We start from the raw sequence: 23,665 nt of genomic DNA on the forward strand, positions 1-23,665 counted from the left end.
AGCAAAAATGAACGGTATTATCAACTTAAAAAAAGAAGCGGGCATGACCTCGCATGATGCGGTTTTTAAACTGCGTAAGATTTTGGGAACTAAGAAAATTGGTCATGGTGGGACCTTGGATCCGGATGTGGTGGGTGTTTTGCCTATTGCGGTGGGCAAGGCGACACGCATGGTCGAGTTCATGCAGGATGAGGGCAAGGTCTATGAGGGGGAAATCACTCTGGGTTATTCCACGACGACTGAGGATGCCAGTGGGGAAGTGGTTGCAGAGACACCTGTTTTATCGCCCTTGGATGAAAAGCTTGTTGATGAAGCAATCGCCAGTCTGACAGGACCTATTAGTCAGATTCCACCTATGTATTCGGCTGTCAAGGTCAATGGTCGTAAGCTTTATGAGTATGCGCGTGCTGGTCAGGAAGTGGAACGTCCAGAACGTCAGGTGACCATTTATCAATTTGAGCGAACAAGTCCGATTTCTTACGAGGGGAATCTAGCACGTTTTACTTTTCGTGTGAAATGTAGCAAGGGAACCTATATTCGTACCTTATCGGTTGACTTGGGAGAAAAACTTGGTTATGCGGCCCATATGTCACATCTGACTCGAACTAGTGCAGCTGGTTTGCAACTAGAAGATGCTCTTACCTTGGAAGAAATTGCTAGAAAAGTGGAGGATGAGCAATTAGATTTTCTCCATCCTCTAGAGATTGGAACAGGTGACCTTGTCAAAGTTTTCCTAACTCCAGAAGAGGCTACAGAAGTGCGCTTTGGTCGTTTTATTGAGTTAGAACAGTCGGATAAGGAATTAGCTGCTTTTGAAGATGATAAATTGCTAGCCATTCTAGAAAAACGGGACAATCTCTACAAGCCAAGGAAGGTTTTTATCTAATCTGACCGGAGTGTGGGGATGGAATTCTTCAACTAGACTATCCAAATCAGACTATAAATTTTGCAAAAAATGTGATAGAATAGACGACGGATAAAAAAACGGAGGATAGCATGCAAAATAGACCAATCATTATCGGAGTGACAGGTGGTTCTGGTGGTGGTAAAACCAGTGTTTCAAGAGCCATTTTATCGCATTTTCCTGATGAAAAGATTTCCATGATTGAGCACGATTCATACTACAAGGATCAGTCTCATTTGACCTTTGAAGAGCGTGTCAAAACCAACTATGACCATCCTTTTGCCTTTGATACAGACTTGATGATCGAGCAGATTAAGGAATTGTTGGCGGGTCGTCCGGTGGACATCCCGACTTATGACTATACAGAGCATACACGAAGTAGCAGGACCTATCGTCAGGAGCCTCAGGATGTCTTTATCGTTGAGGGGATTTTAGTCTTGGAGGACAAGCGCCTGCGCGATTTGATGGATATCAAGATTTTTGTGGATACGGATGATGATGTGCGCATTATTCGTCGTATCAAGCGCGATATGGAAGAGCGTGGTCGTAGTCTTGATAGCGTTATTGACCAGTATTTAGGTGTGGTTAAACCCATGTACCATCAGTTTATCGAGCCGACTAAGCGTTATGCTGATATCGTCATTCCTGAGGGAGTCAGCAATACAGTTGCTATTGACCTATTGACGACCAAGATTGCAAAGATTTTGGAAGAAGCTCGAAACAGCAAATAATCAGATGTGGAGGCCTTGCCTCCTTTTTTATTTTTCCCTCATAATGGTACATAAATGGAGATTTTTAGGCATATTTTTGGTATAATAATACCCATGAAAGAGCAAGAAAATGAATAGTAGGTGGAGATGGAAAAGTATTTATCGGTAACAACTTTGACCAAGTATCTGAAAATGAAATTCGATAAAGACCCTTACTTGGAACGGGTCTATTTAACTGGTCAAGTTTCCAATTTTCGTAAACGACCTACTCACCAATATTTCTCCCTAAAAGATGACCATGCAGTTATTCAAGCGACCATCTGGTCTGGAATTTATCAGAAATTAGGTTTCGACCTGGAAGAAGGGATGAAGATCAATGTGATTGGGCGTGTGCAGGTCTATGAGCCAAGTGGAAGCTACTCCATTATCATTGAAAAGGCAGAGCCTGATGGGGTTGGGGCGCTTGCGATTCAGTTTGAACAACTCAAGAAAAAATTGGCAGAAGAAGGCCTGTTTCAAGAGAGGTTCAAGCAACCTCTGCCCCAATTTTCTAAGAGAATTGGTGTAGTAACCAGTCGCAGTGGAGCCGTTATTCGAGATATCATCACGACCGTCAGCAGACGATTTCCAGGTGTCGATATTCTACTTTATCCAACTAAGGTTCAAGGTGAAGGTTCTGCGGAGGAAATTGCTCGAAATATTGCGCGTGCTAATCAACGAGACGATTTGGATTTGCTGATTATTGGTCGTGGTGGTGGTTCCATAGAGGATCTCTGGGCCTTTAACGAAGAAATTGTGGTACGAGCTATTTTTGAATCTCGTTTGCCAGTTATCTCTAGTGTGGGGCATGAGACGGATGTGACCTTGGCGGATTTTGTGGCAGATAGACGGGCTGCGACACCAACAGCTGCTGCTGAACTAGCAACACCTGTGACCAAGTTGGATATATTGGCTCATTTGCAAAATCAGGAAAAACGAATGGCAACAGCAGTCCGAAATGTTCTATCTAAGAAACAAGAAGCTTTGAAAAAATGCAGTCAGTCTGTTATCTTTAGACAGCCAGAGCGCTTGTATGATGGCTATTTGCAACGCTTGGATCAACTGCAATTGCGCTTAAAACAAAGTTTGCGAACACGGATTTCTGATAACAAACAAGTCGTCCAAGCAAGGACTCATCAACTAGTGCAATTATCACCTATTGTCAAAATTCAACGTTATCAAGACCGTCTTGGTCAGTTGGATAAGCTCTTAAGCAGCCAAATGGCGCTGGTTTATGATGCTAAGGTTGCTGAAGTGAAGCGACTTTCGGAAGCCTTGTTGATGTTGGATACCAGTCGAATCGTGGCGCGTGGCTATGCTATTGTCAAGAAAGAAGAGTCCGTTGTAGATTCGGTTGGGAGTTTGAAGAAAAAAGACCAAGTGACGCTTTTGATGCGAGATGGTCGAGTAGAATTAGAGGTTAAAGATGTCAAAACAAAAGAAATTTGAGGAAAATCTAGCAGAACTGGAGACCATTGTCCAAAGTTTGGAAAATGGTGAAATTGCTCTGGAAGATGCGATTGCGGCCTTTCAAAATGGTATGGTCTTGTCAAAAGAGCTCCAAGCTACGCTGGACAAGGCTGAAAAGACCTTGGTCAAGGTCATGCAAGAAGACGGAACAGAAAGTGATTTTGAATGAAAAAGCAAGAAAAATTAGCTCTTGTCGAGTTAGCCTTGGAAGATTTTTATGGAGACCAGCAGTTTGCCTCTAGTTTGCGAGAGTCTGTTCTCTATTCCATTCATGCTGGTGGCAAGCGTATTCGGCCTTTTCTCTTGTTAGAAGTTCTGGAAGCCTTGCATATTGCCATCAAACCTGCTCACGCGCAGGTAGCTGCGGCCTTGGAAATGATTCATACAGGGAGCTTGATTCACGATGATCTTCCAGCTATGGATGATGATGATTACCGTCGGGGACGCTTGACAAATCATAAGAAATTCGGCGAAGCAATGGCCATTTTGGCAGGAGATGCCTTGTTCCTAGATCCTTATGCCTTGATAGCGCAGGCAGATTTGCCAAGTCAGATAAAGGTAAACTTGATTGCAAACTTATCTCTTGCTTCAGGAAGTCTAGGCATGGTAGCAGGGCAGATTTTGGATATGGAGGGCGAACATCAGCATTTGTCTTTGGAAGAACTTCAGACTATTCATGCCAATAAGACTGGGAAATTACTAGCCTATCCCTTCCAAGCAGCTGCTATTATAGCTGAATTGGCACCTGAGATGCAGGCAAAACTTAAAACTGTAGGTGAATTGATTGGGCTTGCTTTTCAAGTTCGAGATGACGTACTGGATGTGACAGCTAGTTTTGAGGAAATTGGCAAGACACCACAAAAGGACCTACAGGCAGAAAAATCAACCTATCCTGCTTTGTTGGGCTTGAAAGAGGCTATTGCCTTTTGTAACCAGACTTTGGATCAAGCTAATGTCAAATTAGAAGAAATTGCCCAGTATGTTCCCTTTAAGATAGAATCGATTGTGAAAGTAGTAGAAAGTTTGAGAATCAATGGCTAAGGAAAGAGTGGATGTACTAGCTTATAAACAGGGCTTGTTTGAAACGAGAGAGCAGGCCAAGCGTGGTGTCATGGCTGGCCTAGTCGTAGCAGTCCTTAATGGAGAACGGTTTGACAAGCCAGGAGAGAAAATTCCAGGTGACACCGAGCTAAAACTCAAGGGGGAGAAACTCAAGTATGTCAGCCGTGGTGGCTTGAAATTAGAAAAGGCCTTGCAGGTCTTTGATTTGTCAGTGGAAGGAGCTACAACGATTGATATCGGTGCCTCTACTGGAGGTTTTACCGATGTCATGTTGCAGAATGGTGCTGAGTTAGTCTTTGCAGTTGATGTTGGTACCAATCAGTTGGCTTGGAAATTACGCCAAGACCCAAGAGTTGTCAGCATGGAGCAGTTCAATTTCCGCTATGCTGAAAAGACTGATTTCGAAAAGGAACCGAGCTTTGCCAGTATTGATGTGAGTTTTATTTCTCTCAGTTTGATCCTTCCGGCCTTGCACCGTGTCTTGGCAGATCAAGGTCAGGTCGTGGCTCTGGTTAAGCCCCAGTTTGAGGCAGGACGTGAGCAGATTGGAAAAAATGGAATCATTCGAGATGCTAAGGTCCATCAGAATGTCCTTGAATCTGTCACAGCTATGGCAGTAGAGAAAGGATTTTCAGTTCTTGGTTTGGACTTTTCTCCGATCCAAGGTGGACATGGAAATATTGAGTTTTTAGCGTATTTGAAAAAAGAAGAGTCAGCAAGCAACCAGGTTCTTGCTGAAATTGAAGAAGTAGTAGAGAGGGCGCATAGTCAATTTAAAAATGAATAAAAAAGAGAGACTTGAAAAAATTAGACGATTTGTGACAGATTATCAAATCGGTACACAAGAAGAAATCGTAGAACATTTGAAAGAAGCAGGTATCACTGCCACTCAAGCGACGGTATCACGAGATATCAAAGAGCTAGGTATTGTCAAAATTCCTTTGAGAGACAATACCTATGTCTATGAATTGCCAAAATCAATCGTGAAAAGTTTGCAACTGGCTGAAGACAATATTGAGTCAGCTGAATTGATGGACAAGATGATCAATCTCCAAGTTATCCCAGGAAATACAGCTTTTGTAAAAGCTCAGTTAACCGAGACTTTTGCGGATAAGATTTTTAGCTGTTTAGCTGATGATAGCTCGATTTTAGTCATTGCCAGAACTGAAAGTCTAGCTGAGGAAATCTTTGAACAAGTAAAAAATTGGTAGGTCTATATGTTACTTGAAATTTCGATAAAAAACTTTGCCATTATTGAGGCTATTTCCCTCAATTTTGAAAAGGGGATGACTGTCCTGACTGGTGAAACGGGTGCAGGGAAGTCGATTATCATTGATGCCATGAATATGATGTTGGGAGCTCGTGCGACGACAGATGTTATTCGTCATGGTGCGCCAAAGGCAGAGATAGAGGGGCTTTTCTCAGTTGAGAATAGTCGCCTTTTACAGGAAATTTTTGATGAGCAAGGTTTGGAAATGGGTGATGAGATTATCATCCGTCGAGAAATCTTGCAAAATGGTCGTAGTATCAGCCGTGTGAATGGCCAGATGGTCAATCTGTCTGTTTTGCGTGCTATTGGGCAACATCTGGTGGATATACATGGTCAGCATGACCAAGAAGAGTTAATGCGTCCTCAACTGCACATCCAGATGTTGGATGAATTTGGCGATGCAGCTTTTTGGGAATTGAAAGAAACCTACCAGACGAGTTTTGATGCCTATCGAAAAATGCGCAAGCAGGTTCTGGAAGTTAAGAAAAACCAACAGGAACACAAGGCTCGTATTGAAATGTTGGAATTTCAAATGGCAGAAATTGAGGCAGCAAACTTGCAAGCTGGTGAAGATCTGGCTCTCAACCAAGAACGAGATAAACTCCTCAACCATAAAAATATTGCAGATACCCTAACCAATGCCTACAGCATGTTGGACAATGAAGAGTTCTCGAGTCTGGCCAATGTTCGTTCGGCCATGAATGACATGGAAAGTGTCGAAGAGTATGACCCTGACTACCGTGAAATTTCAAGCTCTCTGTCTGAGACCTACTATGTCTTAGAAGACATTAGCAAGCGTTTGGAAGCTATCATTGAGGGCCTTGATTTTGATGGCAATCGCCTCATGCAGGTTGAGAATCGTTTGGACCTTCTTCATACCATTACTCGTAAGTATGGTGGAACTGTGGATGATGTCTTGCTTTATTTTGCCAAAATTACAGAAGAATACAATCTTTTGACAGGTAATAACCTTTCGTCTGAGGACATGGAAGCAGAGCTCAAGAAATTAGAAGTCAATCTTATTGATTTGGCAGGTCAGCTTGCCTCTGCTCGTCATGACTTGGCTCAGCAGCTAGAAGCAGAGATTAAACAAGAACTGCAAGACCTCTATATGGAAAAAGCCCAGTTTCAGGTTCGTTTTAGCAAGGGAAAATTCAGTCGTGAGGGAAATGAAATGGTTGAGTTTTACATTTCAACCAACCCTGGCGAAGACTTTAAACCCTTAGTTAAGGTTGCATCTGGTGGGGAATTATCTCGTCTCATGCTAGCCATTAAGTCTGCCTTTTCACGTAAAGAAGGCAAGACCAGCATTGTCTTTGATGAGGTGGACACAGGAGTTTCAGGCCGTGTAGCTCAGGCGATTGCACAGAAGATTCACAAGATTGGCCAACATGGTCAGGTTCTAGCTATCTCCCACTTGCCACAAGTGATTGCGATTGCGGATTATCAATTCTTTATTGAGAAGATTAGTAATGACCATTCAACAGTTTCGACTGTTCGTCTCTTGACGATTGAAGAGCGAGTCGAGGAAGTTGCTAAGATGTTGGCAGGTGATGATGTGACGGAAGCAGCCCTGACGCAAGCCAGAGAATTGTTGAGAAACAGGGAGAAATAAGATGACAGACTATTATGTAATTGGAGATGTTCACGGAAAAGCTGGGATGCTGGAAGACCTTCTCAAAACATGGAATGGTCAGACCCAGTTGCTCTTTCTAGGGGACTTGATTGACCGTGGTGAAGATAGTTGCCGTGTTCTAGAGATGGTTAAGGACTTGGTCGATAATCAAGGGGCTATCTGTTTGTCAGGAAATCACGAGTATATGTTTTTGACTTGGCTAGATGACCCAGAAGAAAGTTATGACCACTATCGTCGAAATGGTGGAGATACAACCATTAACTCTATCCTAGGTCGTCCCTTGGATGCACCAGTTGATGGAGTTGAGGATGCCAAGCGTGTTGCTACTGAAGCGGCAGACTTGGTCGAATTTATTCGTCAAATGCCGTTTGTGGTAGAGACAGACAAGTATATCTTTGTTCACGCAGGCATTGATTTAACCTTAGATGACTGGCATGAAACCACAGATTACAAGAAAGTCTGGCTTAGAAAACCATTCCACGAAGCAGAAAATCATACTGGAAAAATCATTGTCTTTGGCCATACACCGGTTTATGGTTTGTTAAAGCAAGAGCGTGGTACTGCTGAGCTTTGGACTACAGAAGATGGCAAGATTGGAATGGATGGAGGAGCTGTTTATGGTGGTGTCCTTCATGGGATTGTCTTTACAGACCAAGGAATGACAGAACACCACTTTATCGAAAATGACGGCTTTGTTGCTGAAGATTAGTACTCCTAGCAGGGTATAGTCTTGTCAAAATGTCAAAAACAATTTATAATAAATAGATACCCTGAAAGGAAGAGAATCATGAACTTAGAAGAATTGAAAAAACGACAGGAGAAGATCCGTAACTTCTCTATTATCGCCCATATTGACCACGGGAAATCAACTCTAGCAGACCGCATTTTGGAAAAGACTGAGACCGTTTCAAGCCGTGAAATGCAAGCTCAACTTTTGGACAGCATGGATCTAGAACGAGAACGTGGGATTACCATTAAGTTGAATGCCATCGAGCTGAATTATACTGCAAAAGATGGGGAAACTTATATTTTCCACTTGATTGACACGCCGGGGCACGTAGACTTCACCTATGAAGTTTCACGTTCGCTAGCTGCCTGTGAGGGAGCGATTTTGGTCGTCGATGCTGCCCAAGGGATTGAGGCCCAAACCCTTGCCAACGTTTATCTGGCCTTGGACAATGATTTGGAAATCATGCCAGTCATTAATAAAATTGACCTGCCAGCTGCAGATCCTGAGCGCGTGCGTACTGAGATTGAGGATGTCATTGGTTTGGATGCCAGTGAAGCAGTTTTGGCTTCTGCTAAGGCTGGTATTGGCATCGAAGAAATTCTAGAGCAAATCGTAGAAAAAGTGCCAGCGCCAACAGGTGATGTGACGGCACCACTTAAGGCCTTGATTTTCGACTCTGTTTATGATGCTTACCGTGGAGTTATTCTTCAAGTGCGTGTCATGGATGGGGTGGTTAAACCTGGCGATAAGATTCAGCTTATGAGCAATGGCAAGACCTTTGATGTGACCGAAGTCGGTATATTTACACCCAAAGCAGTTGGTCGTGATTTCCTTGCGACTGGGGACGTTGGTTATATTGCTGCTTCTATCAAGACGGTTCAGGACACTCGTGTGGGTGATACTGTTACCTTGGCAACCAATCCTGCAGCAGAGCCATTACATGGCTACAAGCAGATGAATCCTATGGTCTTTGCGGGGCTATATCCTATCGAGTCAAACAAGTACAATGACCTACGTGAAGCCCTTGAAAAATTGCAACTGAATGATGCTAGTCTTCAGTTTGAACCAGAAACATCTCAGGCACTTGGATTTGGTTTCCGTTGTGGTTTCCTTGGACTTCTCCATATGGATGTCATCCAAGAACGTTTGGAACGTGAGTTCAACATCGACCTCATCATGACAGCTCCATCCGTTATCTATAAGGTTAATTTGACTGATGGTGAGTCTATGGATGTGTCTAACCCATCTGAGTTCCCAGACCCAACCAAGATTGCGACTATTGAAGAGCCTTATGTTAAGGCGCAAATCATGGTACCACAGGAGTTTGTTGGGGCAGTGATGGAATTGGCTCAGCGCAAGCGTGGAGACTTTGTGACTATGGATTATATCGATGATAACCGTGTCAATGTTATCTATCAAATTCCTCTTGCTGAAATCGTCTTTGACTTCTTTGATAAGCTTAAGTCTTCGACACGTGGTTATGCAAGCTTTGACTACGAATTGTCAGAGTACCGTCCATCTAAGCTAGTGAAAATGGATATTCTTCTCAACGGAGATAAGGTGGATGCCCTCAGCTTTATCGTTCACAAGGACTTTGCTTATGAACGTGGGAAACTCATCGTTGATAAGCTTAAGAAAATCATCCCTCGCCAACAATTTGAGGTGCCAATCCAAGCAGCTATTGGACACAAAATTGTGGCTCGTACTGATATCAAGGCCCTTCGTAAAAACGTACTTGCTAAATGTTATGGTGGTGACGTTTCTCGTAAACGTAAACTCCTTGAAAAACAAAAAGCTGGTAAGAAACGTATGAAAGCAATCGGATCAGTAGAAGTTCCACAAGAAGCCTTTCTGAGCGTCTTGAGCATGGATGAAGAATAAGTTATCATAATTGTTTTTCTTGTTCACAGGAAATTTACATAAGGATCAATAGTAAAACAGGCTTAAATAGGCCTGTTTTTTTGCATTTATAATAGGATTAAATCGTTTAAAGTGTTTGTTTTAAATGTTTGTTTTGATTGTAAAGATAAAAAATAAACAAAATAATCAAAAAAAGGACAAAAAACAACAAAAAATATTGACAACGATTTCATATAGTGTTATACTTATAGCATAAAGTTAATGGAAAGAAGGGAAAACCTTATGGGATTAGATCATTTCTTTGACAAAAACCTTGTGTTTTGCTTAGAAGCGGATAATCAAGAACATCTCTTTGATCAGGTTGCAACTTTATTGGAAGAACGAGAAATCGTAACTCCAACTTATCGTGAAGCCTTGATTACGCGTGAAAAGTCATTTCCAACTGGCCTAGATATGGAATTTTTGGGTAAGGATTTGCCAAATGTAGCTATTCCTCACACAGATATTGTTCATAATCTAGCCGAAAAAGTTGTGGTCGTTCGATTAGATAAACCTGTGACTTTCCACAATATGATTGCACCAGATAAGGAAGTAGAGGTATCCTTGCTCTTCTTTATCATTAATAACTCAAGTTCAAGTCAAACGAACATTCTTGCTCAGTTGATGGACTTCTTTACTGGAAATGGTCATCTTGAAGACCTATCAAAAATTTCTGATCCTGAAGCCCTCTATGCTTATATCGCTGAAGCAACTGCATAATCTTGTCTATTAAAAATATTAAATCGGAGGAAATCCATATGATTAAAATTCTTGCTGCCTGCGGTGCAGGTGTTAACTCAAGCCACCAAATTAAAAGTGCTCTTGAAGAAGAACTTTCAAACCGCGGTTTTGATGTTCACTGTGATGCAGTTATGGTAAAAGACGTTAACGAAGACCTTATCAAAGGTTATGACATCTTCACACCAATTGCTGCTACAGACCTTGGTTTTGACCCAGGTATTCCAGTTATCGAAGCTGGACCAATTTTATTCCGTATCCCAGCAATGAGCGCTCCAGTATTTGACAATATTGAAGCAGCTATTAAAGAACACGGGTTAAGCTAATTTTAATTTGTTAACATTCATATAACATAAAAAGGGAGGAACTGTTATGGATGCAATCTTTGGTCTAATCAAAGAATTTTTCACACCTATCTTAGATATGGGTGGACCTGTCATCATGCTGATCATTTTGACAGTATTGGCTTTACTTTTTGGAGTGAAATTCTCCAAAGCGCTTGAAGGTGGTATCAAACTTGCCATCGCTCTTACTGGTATCGGAGCTATCATCGGTATGCTAAATGGTGCTTTCTCAGCATCACTTGCAAAATTCGTTGAAAATACTGGTATCCAATTGAGTATCACTGACGTTGGTTGGGCACCACTTGCAACAATCACTTGGGGATCTGCTTGGACACTTTACTTCTTGCTTATCATGTTGATTGTCAACGTAGTAATGCTTGCTATGAAGAAAACTGATACACTTGACGTCGATATCTTCGATATCTGGCACTTGTCTATCACAGGTCTTTTGATTAAATGGTATGCAGACAACAACGGTGTGAGCCAAGGGGTTTCACTCTTGATTGCTACAGCAGCTATCGTACTTGTTGGTGTGTTGAAAATTATAAACTCTGACTTGATGAAACCTACATTTGATGACCTTCTTAACGCACCAAGTTCATCACCTATGACATCAACTCACATGAACTACATGATGAACCCAGTTATCATGGTTTTGGATAAGATTTTTGAAAAATTCTTCCCAGGTCTTGATAAATATGACTTTGATGCTGCTAAATTGAACAAAAAAATCGGTTTCTGGGGATCTAAATTCTTTATCGGTTTCATTCTTGGTATTGTAATCGGTATTATGGGAACTCCACATCCAATTGAAGGGGTTGCAGATGCAGATAAATGGCGTCTTGTTATCAAAGGATGGTTGTCTCTTGGTTTGACTGCCGGTGTATCTTTGGAACTCTTCTCACTTATCGGTTCATGGTTCATCGCAGCCGTAGAACCACTATCACAAGGTATTACAAACGTTGCTACTAAACGTCTTCAAGGACGTAAATTCAACATCGGTCTTGACTGGCCATTCATCGCTGGTCGTGCTGAAATCTGGGCTTGTGCCAACGTACTTGCACCAATCATGTTGATTGAAGCTGTGCTTCTTTCAAAAGTTGGAAATGGTATATTGCCACTTGCAGGTATTATCGCTATGGGTGTTACTCCAGCTCTCTTGGTTGTAACACGTGGTAAATTGCTCCGTATGATTATCTTCGGAACACTCTTGTTGCCACTCTTCCTTCTTTCAGGTACACTTATCGCACCATTTGCAACAGAACTTGCTAAAGGTGTAGGTGCCTTCCCAGCAGGTGTGAGTGAAACTCAATTGATTACTCACTCAACTCTTGAAGGACCAATCGAAAAACTTCTTGGTTGGACAATTGGTAACACTACAACAGGTGATATCAAAGCAATCCTTGGTGCTGTAGTCTTCCTTGTATTCTATATCGGTATCTTTGCTTGGTACAGAAAACAAATGATCAAACGTAACGAAGAGTACGCAGCAAAAGCAAAATAATACGCTCCTATAAAATGTAAATTGTTGAAACTAGGTTGTCATACCATTAGGAGTGACAACCTAGTTTTTTATAAACTATCAAGAAATCGGAGAAAATAATGGTAATTGAATTAAAATCAGAACAATTAAGAGTTGAATTTAACAGTTTTGGTGGGGCTCTTTCTTCTATAAAAGATGCCGAGGGAGTTGAGTATTTGTGGCAAGGGGATGCTACTTATTGGAGTGGACAAGCTCCTGTTCTCTTTCCCATTTGTGGTTCATTGAGAGGGGATACAGCACTTTATATAGATGATAATGGACAAGAAAGTAAAGGAAAGATTCCTCGTCATGGTCTGGTCCGCAAGAAAGAATTTGAATTAGTTGAACAGACAGATAATAGTGTAACTTTTGCAATTGAAGACGATGAGAATAGCTATCAGAACTACCCTTATCATTTCCGTCTAGAAATCACTTATAGCCTTACTGGAAAGACAGTACGGACTCAATACAAGATTTTCAATAAAGAAACTAGCAAGGTCCTGCCTTACTTTATTGGTGGACATCCAGGATTTAATTGCCCTCTACTGGATGATGAGGTCTATGAAGATTATTATCTAGAGTTTGAGAAAGAAGAGACTTGCTCTGTTCCACGACCTTTCCCAGAAACGGGTATGCTGGATTTTCAAGATAGAAGTCCATGGCTAAAGGGGCAAAAAGAAATCGATCTTAATTATGATCTTTTCAGCACAGATGCAGTCACCTTAGATGAATTGCAATCTAGAACAATTGCCCTTCGTTCTCGTAAACATGATAAGGGATTGAAAGTGCATTTTGCAGAGTTTCCAAATCTCATTATCTGGTCAACTTTGAATAAAGGTCCTTTCATTGCTTTTGAACCATGGTCTGGCTTGTCAACATCCCTTGAAGAAGGAGATCATCTAGAAGATAAGAAGAATGTTCGCCTCCTAGAACCTGGTCAAGTGAATCAAATTGGTTTTGATATCGAAATTTTTTAATTAAAAAAAAACAAAAACAAACATTAATTGTTGACTTTTTAAAGAAATAGGAGTATATTATGTTTGTAAGCAACAAATGATGTTTGTCACAAACAAACAATCGCTTGTTATATTCTCTTTCGTAGAGAAAGATTATTTCTAGGAAACTGATTTCCTAAACTTGAATAAGGTGTCATTCATCTCATTCAATCCAATTTGTCAATAAACTGCTAGAAAACTTTTTGTAGGTAAACTGCTAACCATAAAAGTTTTTACTAGCCTAGAAAAATAAAAGGAGTATACAATATGTCTATTGTTATCGGTGCAGATGCTGCAGGTTTGAGATTGAAAGAAGTTGTGAAAGACTTCTTGGAAAAAGAAAACTTCCACGTTGTGGATGTTACAGCTGAAGGTCAAGACTTTGTTGATGTGACTCTTGCTGTTGCTGCAGAAGTAAACAAAGAAGAACAAAACCTTGGTATCGTGATTGATGCTTATGGAGCTGGTCCATTTATGGTTGCCACTAAGATCAAAGGAATGGTTGCTGCAGAAGTATCTGACGAACGTTCAGCTTATATGACTCGTGGTCACAACAACTCACGTATGATCACTATGGGGGCACAACTTGTTGGTGATGAATTGGCTAAAAACATCGCTAAAGGATTTGTTAACGGTAAATACGATGGTGGACGTCACCAGATTCGTGTCGATATGTTGAACAAAATGTGCTAATTAGATTACAGTAAGAAAGGTAAGTTAAAAATGAGAATTGCAATTGGATGTGACCACATCGTAACAGATGAAAAAATGGCGGTTTCAGAATTTTTGAAATCAAAAGGATATGAAGTCATTGACTTTGGTACATATGACCATACACGTACTCACTACCCAATCTTTGGTAAAAAAGTAGGGGAAGCTGTAACTAGCGGTCAAGCTGATCTTGGAGTATGTATCTGTGGTACTGGTGTTGGTATCAACAACGCTGTAAACAAAGTTCCAGGTGTCCGTTCTGCCTTGGTTCGTGATATGACAACAGCTCTTTATGCTAAAGAGCAATTGAACGCTAACGTTATCGGTTTTGGTGGTAAGATTACTGGTGAATTGCTCATGTGTGATATCATCGAAGCTTTCATCCATGCTGAATACAAACCATCTGAAGAAAACAAAAAATTGATTGCGAAAATTGAACACCTTGAAAGTCACAATGCTCAACAAACAGACGCAAACTTCTTCACTGAATTCCTTGAAAAATGGGATCGCGGAGAATACCACGACTAAGAGGTGACCTATGATTTTAACAGTCACAATGAACCCATCCATTGATATTTCCTATCCCTTGGATGAGTTGAAGATTGATACTGTCAATCGTGTGGTGGATGTAACCAAAACGGCTGGTGGTAAGGGACTCAATGTTACCCGAGTACTTTCAGAATTTGGGGATTCTGTTCTTGCTACTGGTTTAGTGGGTGGTAAACTTGGTGAGTTTTTGGTTGAAAATATCGATGATCAAGTAAAGAAAGATTTCTTCTCAATTCAGGGAGAAACTCGGAACTGTATCGCTATTCTTCACGGAGATAACCAAACAGAAGTTCTTGAAAAAGGTCCTGAAGTATTGGAACAGGAAGGTCAAGACTTTTTGGAACATTTCAAAAAACTCTTGGGCTCAGTTGAAGTAGTAGCCATCTCAGGTAGTCTGCCAGCTGGTCTTCCAGTTGATTACTATGCGAGCTTGGTAGAACTTGCTAATCAAGCTGGCAAGCCTGTTGTTTTGGACTGCTCTGGTGCGGCACTTCAGGCGGTTCTTGAATCACCACATAAACCAACAGTCATCAAACCAAATAATGAGGAATTATCTCAGCTTCTTGGAAGAGAAGTTTCTGAGGATTTGGATGAATTAAAAGAAGTCCTTCAAGAACCTTTGTTTGCAGGTATTGAATGGATTATCGTTTCACTTGGTGCCAACGGTGCTTTTGCCAAACATGGTGACACTTTCTACAAGGTAGATATTCCTAGAATTCAGGTAGTCAACCCTGTTGGATCTGGAGATTCTACTGTGGCAGGAATTTCTTCAGGTTTACTTCATAAAGAATCGGATGCAGAATTACTCATCAAGGCAAATGTCCTTGGTATGCTCAATGCTCAAGAAAAAATGACTGGTCATATCAACATGGCCAACTATCAAGCTCTATATGATCAATTAATAGTAAAAGAGGTATAAAATGGCTTTAACAGAACAAAAACGTGCACGCTTAGAAAAACTTTCTGATGAAAATGGAATCATCTCAGCTCTTGCATTTGACCAACGTGGTGCGTTGAAACGCCTCATGGCTCAACACCAAACAGAAGAACCAACTGTGGCTCAAATGGAAGAACTTAAAGTTTTGGTAGCAGATGAATTGACTAAATACGCTTCATCTATGCTTCTTGATCCTGAATATGGACTTCCAGCAACTAAAGCTCTTGATGAAAAAGCTGGTCTTCTCCTTGCTTATGAAAAAACAGGTTATGACACAACAAGCACAAAACGCTTGCCAGACTGCTTGGATGTTTGGTCTGCAAAACGTATCAAAGAAGAAGGTGCAGATGCAGTTAAATTCTTGCTTTACTATGACGTAGATAGCTCAGACGAACTCAACCAAGAAAAACAAGCTTATATCGAACGCATCGGTTCTGAGTGTGTGGCTGAAGATATCCCATTCTTCCTTGAAATCCTTGCTTACGATGAAAAAATTGCGGACGCAGGTTCTGTAGAATACGCGAAAGTAAAACCACACAAAGTTATTGGTGCTATGAAAGTCTTCTCAGACCCACGCTTTAACATTGATGTCTTGAAAGTAGAAGTTCCTGTTAACATTAAATATGTTGAAGGCTTTGCTGAAGGTGAAGTAGTTTATACACGTGAAGAAGCAGCAGCCTTCTTCAAAGCACAAGATGAAGCAACTAACTTGCCATACATCTACTTGAGTGCTGGTGTATCAGCTAAACTCTTCCAAGATACTCTTGTATTTGCTCATGAATCAGGTGCAAACTTTAATGGAGTTCTTTGTGGCCGTGCAACATGGGCTGGATCAGTTGAAGCTTACATCAAAGATGGTGAAGCAGCAGCTCGCGAATGGCTTCGTACAACTGGATTTGAAAACATTGACGAACTCAACAAAGTTCTTCAAACAACAGCGACTTCATGGAAAGAACGCGTGTAAGCAAGTCCTCCTGGGTTAGGAACATGAATCTAAAAAATTTTTAAAAAAGTTGTATGTAAAGGTTTACAAAATAACTTACTTGTGCTATACTTAAATCACAAGTTAATACAAGGTGAGTGTTACTAAGTAATATTAGGCATGATCACAGGTGAATTAGAAATCGGCTGATTTTCTAGTTCATTTGTGGTCATTTTTTGTACTAATATACCTTTAAGATATAAAAGGAGGTTGACATGTATCGAATTCTAAATTCAATGAATCACAATGTCTCGCTTGTCAGAAATGATAAAGGAGAAGAAGTGATTGTGATTGGTAAGGGGATTGCATTTGGAAAGAAGAAGGGGGATTTGATTGCTGAACATCAGGTTGAGAAAATCTTTCGGATGAAGACCGAAGAGTCGAGAGAAAACTTTATGGCTCTCCTCAAAGATGTTCCGCTTGATTTTATCACAGTGACTTATGAAATCATTGATAAGCTATCAAAGAAATATCATTATCCGATTCAAGAGTATCTCTACGTAACCTTGACAGATCATATTTACTGTTCTTATCAAGCTCTAGCACAAGGAAGGTACAAGGATAGTAATCTGCCAGATATTTCCACTAAGTATCCTGTCGCTTTTCAAATCGCAAATGAAGCATTTGAAATTTACCGCCAGAAGCTAGCAGATCATTTTCCTGAGGACGAAATTATTCGGATTGCTTATCATTTCATTAATGCCGAAGGTGAAAATGAAGTGGAACTTGTGGAGTCGATTGATAAGAGGAAAGAAATTCTCAGGAATGTTGAAGAAGTTCTAACGGACTATGCAATTCAACGAACTAAAGAGAATAACCATTTCTATGATCGCTTTATGATTCATTTGAATTATTTCTTGGATTATTTAGACAGATCTAGGGATGATAACCAATCGCTTCTGGATATGGAAGATCATATCAAACAATCCTATCCAAAAGCGTTCGAGATTGGTTCCAAGATTTATGATGTGATTACGCAACATACGGGTCTTGATTTGTATAAAAGTGAACGAGTTTATCTAGTTCTACATATCCAACGTTTATTGTCATAAAAATTTAATTAAAAATACATAAGGAGAATTCTATCATGAATAGAGAAGAAGTAACATTGTTAGGTTTTGAAATCGTAGCCTATGCTGGCGATGCTCGTTCAAAACTATTGGAAGCTTTAAAGGCTGCTGAAGCTGGTGATTTTGCGAAAGCAGATAGCTTAGTTGAGGAAGCTGGTTCTTGCATTGCAGAGGCTCACCACGCGCAAACAAGTCTATTGGCTAAGGAAGCTTCTGGTGAGGACTTAGCCTATAGTGTAACCATGATGCATGGCCAAGACCACTTGATGACAACTATCTTATTAAAAGATTTGATGCACCATTTAATTGAACTGTACAAGAGAGGAGTTAAATAATGAATAAACTAATTGCATTTATCGAGAAAGGAAAACCTTTCTTTGAGAAATTATCTCGTAATATCTATCTTCGTGCTATTCGTGATGGTTTCATTGCAGGTATGCCTGTTATTCTCTTCTCAAGTATTTTTATCTTGATTGCCTTTGTACCAAACTCATGGGGCTTTAAATGGTCTGATGAAGTTGTAGCCTTTCTTATGAAACCTTACAGCTATTCTATGGGTATTCTAGCTCTCTTGGTAGCTGGTACAACAGCTAAGTCATTGACCGACTCAGTAAACCGTAGCATGGAGAAAACCAATCAAATCAACTATATGTCAACACTGTTAGCAGCTATTGTTGGTTTGTTGATGTTGGCAGCTGATCCTATCGAAAATGGTCTTGCTACTGGATTCTTGGGGACAAAAGGTTTGCTTTCAGCCTTCCTTGCTGCCTTTGTTACTGTAGCAATCTATAAGGTTTGTGTTAAGAACAACGTCACTATTCGTATGCCTGACGAAGTTCCACCAAATATCTCACAAGTCTTTAAAGATGTGATTCCATTCACTCTCTCAGTTGTTTCACTTTATGCTCTTGATTTACTAGCTCGTCATTTTGTTGGTGCAAGCGTAGCAGAATCAATCGGTAAATTCTTTGCACCATTATTCTCTGCTGCTGATGGTTATCTAGGTATTACGATTATCTTTGGTGCCTTTGCCTTCTTCTGGTTTGTTGGTATCCATGGTCCATCTATTGTTGAACCTGCTATCGCAGCAATTACCTATGCCAATGCCGAAGTCAACTTGAACCTTCTCCAACAAGGTATGCACGCTGATAAGATTCTTACTTCTGGTACACAAATGTTTATCGTTACCATGGGTGGTACTGGTGCGACACTGGTTGTTCCATTCATGTTCATGTGGTTAACAAAATCTAAACGTAACCGTGCAATCGGACGCGCTTCAGTAGTTCCTACATTCTTCGGTGTAAATGAACCAATCTTGTTTGGTGCACCTCTTGTTTTGAATCCAATCTTCTTCATTCCATTTATCTTTGCTCCTATCGCAAACGTTTGGATCTTTAAATTCTTTATTGAAACTCTTGGAATGAACTCATTTACTGCTAATCTACCATGGACAACTCCAGCTCCACTAGGTCTAGTTCTTGGTACTAACTTCCAAGTTCTATCATTCATTCTTGCTGCCCTTCTAATCGTGGTTGACGTAGTTATTTACTATCCATTCCTTAAAGTCTATGATGAACAAATTCTTGAAGAAGAACGTTCAGGTAAGTCTAATGATGAATTGAAAGAAAAAGTTGCTGCAAACTTCAACACTGCAAAAGCAGATGCTATTCTTGAAAAAGCTGGTGTAGAAGCAGCACAAAATACAATCACTGAAGAAACAAATGTCCTCGTTCTCTGTGCAGGTGGAGGGACAAGTGGACTTCTTGCAAATGCTTTGAATAAGGCAGCTGCAGAATACAATGTTCCTGTGAAAGCAGCAGCAGGTGGTTATGGTGCTCACCGTGAAATGTTACCAGAGTTTGATTTGGTTATCCTTGCCCCTCAAGTTGCTTCAAACTTTGAAGACATGAAAGCAGAAACAGATAAACTCGATATTAAACTTGCGAAAACAGAGGGAGCTCAATACATCAAATTAACTCGTGATGGAAAAGGTGCTCTTGCATTTGTACAAGCTCAATTCGATTAACGATAGGGACTGTGAAATAGTCTCCTCTCGTTACGGAAATCGCTATGGCGAATTTCCTAATCGCCTTGTTAATTCGTCGGTAAAAAGATATCGTTTTTACCCTCTCATGTCACAATTCGATTAATAATAGGGACTCTGAAATAGTTTCCTCTCGTTACGGAAATCGCTATGGCGAATTTCCTAATCGCCTTATTAATTCGTCGGTAAAAAGACAGCGTTTTTACCTCCTCATGTCACAATTCGGTGACTTGGTAGAAGAAGTGAGATGGAGAAGGATGGCTCACTGACTCCTCTCCTCTCACTTTTACTTTATTTAAATCAAGAAATAGGTGAAAAAAATGACAAAAACATTACCAAAAGACTTTATTTTTGGTGGCGCAACAGCTGCCTATCAAGCAGAAGGTGCTACACATACTGATGGTAAAGGACCAGTAGCGTGGGATAAATATCTTGAAGATAATTACTGGTACACTGCAGAACCAGCCAGTGATTTTTACAATCGATATCCAGTTGACCTCAAGTTGGCAGAAGAGTATGGTGTCAATGGTATTCGAATTTCTATTGCCTGGTCACGTATTTTCCCAACCGGTTACGGTCAAGTAAATCAGAAAGGTGTCGAGTTTTATCATAATTTATTTGCAGAGTGCCACAAACGTCATGTTGAGCCCTTTGTAACTCTTCATCACTTTGATACGCCAGAAGCTCTACATTCAAATGGAGACTTCTTAAACCGTGAAAACATTGAACACTTTGTCGACTACGCTGCCTTCTGTTTTGAAGAATTTCCAGAAGTAAACTATTGGACAACCTTTAATGAAATTGGGCCAATTGGTGATGGTCAATACTTGGTTGGAAAATTCCCTCCAGGTATTCAGTACGACCTTGCCAAAGTTTTCCAATCGCACCACAATATGATGGTTTCTCATGCGCGTGCAGTCAAGCTATATAAAGATAAAGGTTATAAAGGTGAAATTGGTGTTGTTCACGCACTGCCTACTAAATATCCTCTGGATCCCAAAAATCCAGCAGATGTTCGTTCAGCTGAGTTGGAAGATATTATTCACAATAAATTTATCTTGGATGCAACTTATCTTGGACACTATTCAGCTGAAACGATGGAAGGTGTCAACCATATCTTATCAGTCAATGGTGGTAGCTTAGATCTTCGTGAAGAAGATTTCGAAGTATTAGAAGCCGCAAAAGACTTGAATGACTTCCTTGGAATCAATTACTATATGAGTGACTGGATGGAAGCCTTTGATGGCGAAACTGAAATCATCCATAATGGTAAGGGTGAAAAAGGAAGCTCTAAATACCAAATTAAAGGTGTTGGTCGTCGTGTAGCTCCAGATTATGTGCCACGTACAGACTGGGATTGGATTATCTATCCTCAAGGTTTGTATGATCAAATCATGCGAGTGAAGAAAGATTATCCTAATTACAAGAAGATTTACATCACTGAAAATGGACTTGGTTATAAAGATGAGTTCGTCGATAACACTGTTTACGATGATGGTCGTATTGATTATGTCAAACAACACTTGGAAGTGTTATCTGATGCTATTGCAGATGGAGCTAATGTAAAAGGTTACTTCATTTGGTCATTAATGGATGTCTTCTCTTGGTCAAACGGTTATGAAAAACGTTACGGTCTCTTCTATGTAGACTTTGAAACTCAAGAACGTTATCCTAAGAAATCAGCTCACTGGTACAAGAAAGTAGCGGAAACTCAAGTGATTGAGTAGTAGAATCAGTAATTAGATATAGAATTCTAGTGAGGCAAAAGATGTTCAAAGATTTTATCCAATCTATTTATGAAAAAGTTTATATTATAAATTTCGAAAAATGTTCTCAAATACCGTGTTTGACGAATGAGGAGCTGAAAAATCTTGGGAAATGGTATGTCTCTACCGGTAAAGAATGGATTTGCCATTCAGACTATGAGCTAGAAGAATTTAAAAATATCTTTTTAAATTTTATCAGTCCTGAAGAACGGGATAATATCTCCTTTGATTCAGATTTTATGCCGTTTCAACAATCATAAAGAATCTAGGAAACTCTTTGTAAAAATCTTCATCAAAAAATGCGTCATATCAAGATTCTTATTTTCTTGATATGACGCATTTTATATTTTATCAATCCTCAGTTTTATGGTTTAGAAAGAATAATTTTTGTTTGTTTTGAAAGTTGTTCAAACGTTTCTTTGCTCAGTTTAGAATCTGAAACGATGATATCAATATCAGAGATATTGTAGAAGGTATAGAAATCAAATTTATTGAACTTACTATGGTCAGCTAGTAAGTATTTTTTATTGGAATTATTGAGGGCGATGCGTTGAGATTCACCTTCCTCTTCACTAAAGGTCGCAATCGCATTGTCCTGAATACCATTACAGCTAACGAAAGCTTTAGAAAATTGAAGATTGGCTAAGTTTTGCAAGGTTAGTGTTCCCACAAAGGCTCCAGTGATAGAGCGGTAGTTTCCACCGATTAAAATCAAATCTGTTAGTTTTCGTTCGTTTAAGATGAGAAAGACTGGTAAACTGTTTGTTACAACACGAATATTATCAATTGGAAGTTCACGGGCAAAAGATTCTAAGGTCGTACCAGGGCCGATAAAAATAGTTTCACCCTCATCAATTAAATGGCCTGCAAAACGGCTAATTTCTTGTTTTTCTGCGATTTGTAAGCTTTGTTTTTCGATATTGGAACGTTCATTATTTAAAATAGAACCTGTGCGAATTTTCTCAGCTCCCCCGTGTACTCGAACAAGTAGATCCTTGTCTGCCAACTCTTGCAAGTAGCGTCTAGCAGTCATATCTGACACATCCAAGCGAGTCATGATTTCTTTTACAGTAATAGTTCCCTTTGTATTTACCGTTTCTAGAATATTATCTAGTTTTTCTTGCTTTAACATCGTTATCACCTCTATTTCTATTACTATTTTATCATAAAGTATTCAATCAATCAATTTAAAAAACAAAAGAAAACAAAAACAAAAATATCATGGTTGTTTTAAACAAGCCATGATATTTGTTATCAGTTCTGGGATAATTGAATTAGTCCAAACCGTAGTTGTAGTCATCGTCTTGCATAGCTTCAACTTCACCAAGAAGGTAACCATTTCCGACTTGAGAGAAGAAGTCGTGGTTAGAAGTTCCTGTTGAAATACCGTTCATAACGATTGGGTTGACATCATCAGCTGAATCTGGGAAGAGTGGATCTTGTCCCAGGTTCATGAGTGCCTTGTTAGCATTGTAGCGAAGGAAGGTTTTGACTTCTTCAGTCCAACCAACACCGTCATAGAGGCTCTCTGTATAACCTTCTTCATTCTCGTAGAGAGTGTATAGCAGATCGTACATCCATTCTTTGAGTTTTTCTTGCTCTTCTTCAGGTAATTCATTGAAACCAAGTTGGAATTTATAACCAATGTAGGTTCCGTGAACAGATTCATCACGAATAATCAATTTAATGATTTCAGCGACGTTGGCCAGTTTGTTGTTACCGAGATAGTAGAGGGGAGTGAAGAAACCTGAGTAGAAGAGGAAGGTTTCAAGGAAGACACTAGCAACTTTCTTTTCAAGTGGGCTACCGTTTAGGTAGATTTCGTTGACAATCTCAGCCTTTTTTTGTAGGTAAGGATTGGTGTTAGTCCATTCGAAAATTTCTTCAATCTCAGCCTTAGTATTCAAGGTAGAAAAGATTGATGAGTAAGATTTAGCGTGAACAGATTCCATAAATTGGATGTTATTGAAAACAGCTTCCTCATGTGGTGTACGGATGTCCGCGCGAAGGGCTTGAACCCCAGTTTCAGATTGCATAGTATCGAGAAGTGTTAAACCACCAAAGACTTTCCCAACCAAGTCTTTTTCTACATTTGATAGCTTTCTCCAGTCATCCAAGTCATTTGACAAAGGAATACGTGTATCGAGCCAGAATTGCTCCGTCAGTTTTTCCCAAGTTGATTTGTCGATGACATCTTCGATGGCATTCCAGTTAATGGCTTTGTAGTAAGTTTCCATTTTGAAATCTCTTTCTGTGTTTAGTATTGCGAACTCACAATTACTTCTAT

At 40.0% G+C, this 23,665-nt stretch carries 25 protein-coding genes; 23 read left to right on the forward strand and 2 right to left on the reverse strand.

Annotated elements, in window-relative coordinates:
* The first annotated feature begins 7 nt into the window (after window positions 1-7).
* The 23 genes from truB (at window position 8) to N8M16_RS00615 (ending at window position 21,638) form a co-directional block, all read left to right on the forward strand.
* Complete coding sequence (gene truB, locus N8M16_RS00505; protein WP_261069442.1) at window positions 8-886, forward strand: tRNA pseudouridine(55) synthase TruB; 879 nt, start codon at window positions 8-10, stop codon at window positions 884-886.
* Between the two features lie 110 nt (window positions 887-996).
* Window positions 997-1,635, forward strand: coding sequence for a uridine kinase (gene udk / locus N8M16_RS00510; protein ID WP_049499387.1), 639 nt, complete (start codon window positions 997-999; stop codon window positions 1,633-1,635).
* Between the two features lie 126 nt (window positions 1,636-1,761).
* Window positions 1,762-3,102, forward strand: a complete 1,341-nt coding sequence (gene xseA, locus N8M16_RS00515; RefSeq protein ID WP_261069443.1) for an exodeoxyribonuclease VII large subunit — start codon at window positions 1,762-1,764, stop codon at window positions 3,100-3,102.
* Window positions 3,080-3,292, forward strand: a complete 213-nt coding sequence (locus tag N8M16_RS00520) for an exodeoxyribonuclease VII small subunit (protein WP_084887861.1) — start codon at window positions 3,080-3,082, stop codon at window positions 3,290-3,292. Before xseA ends, N8M16_RS00520 begins: the two co-directional genes overlap by 23 nt.
* On the forward strand, window positions 3,289-4,164 hold the full coding sequence (locus N8M16_RS00525) for a polyprenyl synthetase family protein (RefSeq protein WP_084887863.1): 876 nt from the start codon (window positions 3,289-3,291) through the stop codon (window positions 4,162-4,164). Before N8M16_RS00520 ends, N8M16_RS00525 begins: the two co-directional genes overlap by 4 nt.
* Window positions 4,157-4,972, forward strand: coding sequence for a TlyA family RNA methyltransferase (locus tag N8M16_RS00530; RefSeq protein WP_084887865.1), 816 nt, complete (start codon window positions 4,157-4,159; stop codon window positions 4,970-4,972). Before N8M16_RS00525 ends, N8M16_RS00530 begins: the two co-directional genes overlap by 8 nt.
* On the forward strand, window positions 4,965-5,396 hold the full coding sequence (locus tag N8M16_RS00535) for an arginine repressor (protein WP_125443849.1): 432 nt from the start codon (window positions 4,965-4,967) through the stop codon (window positions 5,394-5,396). Before N8M16_RS00530 ends, N8M16_RS00535 begins: the two co-directional genes overlap by 8 nt.
* Window positions 5,397-5,402: 6 nt before the next feature.
* A complete protein-coding gene (gene recN / locus N8M16_RS00540; RefSeq protein WP_261069444.1) occupies window positions 5,403-7,070 on the forward strand; it encodes a DNA repair protein RecN in 1,668 nt (555 codons plus the stop codon).
* A gap of 1 nt (window position 7,071) precedes the next feature.
* Window positions 7,072-7,800, forward strand: coding sequence for a metallophosphoesterase family protein (locus N8M16_RS00545; protein WP_261069445.1), 729 nt, complete (start codon window positions 7,072-7,074; stop codon window positions 7,798-7,800).
* A 78-nt stretch (window positions 7,801-7,878) separates the two neighbouring features.
* On the forward strand, window positions 7,879-9,702 hold the full coding sequence (lepA, locus tag N8M16_RS00550; RefSeq protein WP_001047207.1) for a translation elongation factor 4: 1,824 nt from the start codon (window positions 7,879-7,881) through the stop codon (window positions 9,700-9,702).
* A gap of 261 nt (window positions 9,703-9,963) precedes the next feature.
* Entirely contained in the window at window positions 9,964-10,440 is a 477-nt protein-coding gene (locus tag N8M16_RS00555; RefSeq protein ID WP_191962439.1) for a PTS sugar transporter subunit IIA, read from the forward strand.
* Between the two features lie 38 nt (window positions 10,441-10,478).
* A complete protein-coding gene (locus N8M16_RS00560) occupies window positions 10,479-10,784 on the forward strand; it encodes a PTS sugar transporter subunit IIB (RefSeq protein ID WP_000590547.1) in 306 nt (101 codons plus the stop codon).
* A 46-nt stretch (window positions 10,785-10,830) separates the two neighbouring features.
* Window positions 10,831-12,306: a PTS galactitol transporter subunit IIC gene (locus N8M16_RS00565; protein WP_261029919.1), complete on the forward strand. Its 1,476-nt coding sequence runs from the start codon at window positions 10,831-10,833 to the stop codon at window positions 12,304-12,306.
* A 98-nt stretch (window positions 12,307-12,404) separates the two neighbouring features.
* Window positions 12,405-13,301 (forward strand): aldose 1-epimerase family protein, encoded by an 897-nt coding sequence (locus tag N8M16_RS00570; protein ID WP_261069446.1) that lies wholly within the window; start codon window positions 12,405-12,407, stop codon window positions 13,299-13,301.
* A gap of 285 nt (window positions 13,302-13,586) precedes the next feature.
* Window positions 13,587-14,012 (forward strand): galactose-6-phosphate isomerase subunit LacA, encoded by a 426-nt coding sequence (lacA, locus tag N8M16_RS00575; RefSeq protein ID WP_000029277.1) that lies wholly within the window; start codon window positions 13,587-13,589, stop codon window positions 14,010-14,012.
* A gap of 30 nt (window positions 14,013-14,042) precedes the next feature.
* The gene (lacB, locus tag N8M16_RS00580; protein WP_001216910.1) at window positions 14,043-14,558 is read left to right on the forward strand and encodes a galactose-6-phosphate isomerase subunit LacB; all 516 of its coding nucleotides are present in this window, start codon (window positions 14,043-14,045) and stop codon (window positions 14,556-14,558) included.
* Window positions 14,559-14,568: 10 nt separating this feature from the next.
* Window positions 14,569-15,498, forward strand: a complete 930-nt coding sequence (locus N8M16_RS00585; RefSeq protein WP_153219469.1) for a tagatose-6-phosphate kinase — start codon at window positions 14,569-14,571, stop codon at window positions 15,496-15,498.
* 1 nt (window position 15,499) lies between these two features.
* Entirely contained in the window at window positions 15,500-16,480 is a 981-nt protein-coding gene (lacD, locus tag N8M16_RS00590; RefSeq protein WP_001229114.1) for a tagatose-bisphosphate aldolase, read from the forward strand.
* Between the two features lie 233 nt (window positions 16,481-16,713).
* Entirely contained in the window at window positions 16,714-17,550 is an 837-nt protein-coding gene (locus N8M16_RS00595; protein ID WP_261069447.1) for a PRD domain-containing protein, read from the forward strand.
* A gap of 35 nt (window positions 17,551-17,585) precedes the next feature.
* Window positions 17,586-17,903, forward strand: coding sequence for a PTS lactose/cellobiose transporter subunit IIA (locus tag N8M16_RS00600; RefSeq protein WP_001078320.1), 318 nt, complete (start codon window positions 17,586-17,588; stop codon window positions 17,901-17,903).
* On the forward strand, window positions 17,903-19,594 hold the full coding sequence (locus N8M16_RS00605; RefSeq protein WP_060628410.1) for a lactose-specific PTS transporter subunit EIIC: 1,692 nt from the start codon (window positions 17,903-17,905) through the stop codon (window positions 19,592-19,594). The genes N8M16_RS00600 and N8M16_RS00605 overlap by 1 nt, the downstream gene beginning before the upstream one ends.
* 338 nt (window positions 19,595-19,932) lie before the next feature.
* Window positions 19,933-21,339, forward strand: coding sequence for a 6-phospho-beta-galactosidase (gene lacG / locus N8M16_RS00610; protein ID WP_261069448.1), 1,407 nt, complete (start codon window positions 19,933-19,935; stop codon window positions 21,337-21,339).
* A gap of 41 nt (window positions 21,340-21,380) precedes the next feature.
* Window positions 21,381-21,638 (forward strand): DUF3884 family protein, encoded by a 258-nt coding sequence (locus N8M16_RS00615; protein WP_080713123.1) that lies wholly within the window; start codon window positions 21,381-21,383, stop codon window positions 21,636-21,638.
* A 104-nt stretch (window positions 21,639-21,742) separates the two neighbouring features.
* On the opposite strand, the gene N8M16_RS00620 is transcribed toward N8M16_RS00615, so the two are convergent.
* Together N8M16_RS00620 and nrdF are read right to left on the reverse strand one after the other, a co-directional pair.
* Window positions 21,743-22,510, reverse strand: a complete 768-nt coding sequence (locus N8M16_RS00620; RefSeq protein WP_049516646.1) for a DeoR/GlpR family DNA-binding transcription regulator — start codon at window positions 22,508-22,510, stop codon at window positions 21,743-21,745.
* A 142-nt stretch (window positions 22,511-22,652) separates the two neighbouring features.
* On the reverse strand, window positions 22,653-23,615 hold the full coding sequence (nrdF, locus tag N8M16_RS00625; RefSeq protein WP_000451386.1) for a class 1b ribonucleoside-diphosphate reductase subunit beta: 963 nt from the start codon (window positions 23,613-23,615) through the stop codon (window positions 22,653-22,655).
* Window positions 23,616-23,665: the final 50 nt, after the last annotated feature.

The sequence above is a fragment of the Streptococcus mitis genome, from assembly GCF_946188375.1.
GTDB lineage: Bacteria > Bacillota > Bacilli > Lactobacillales > Streptococcaceae > Streptococcus > Streptococcus mitis_CX.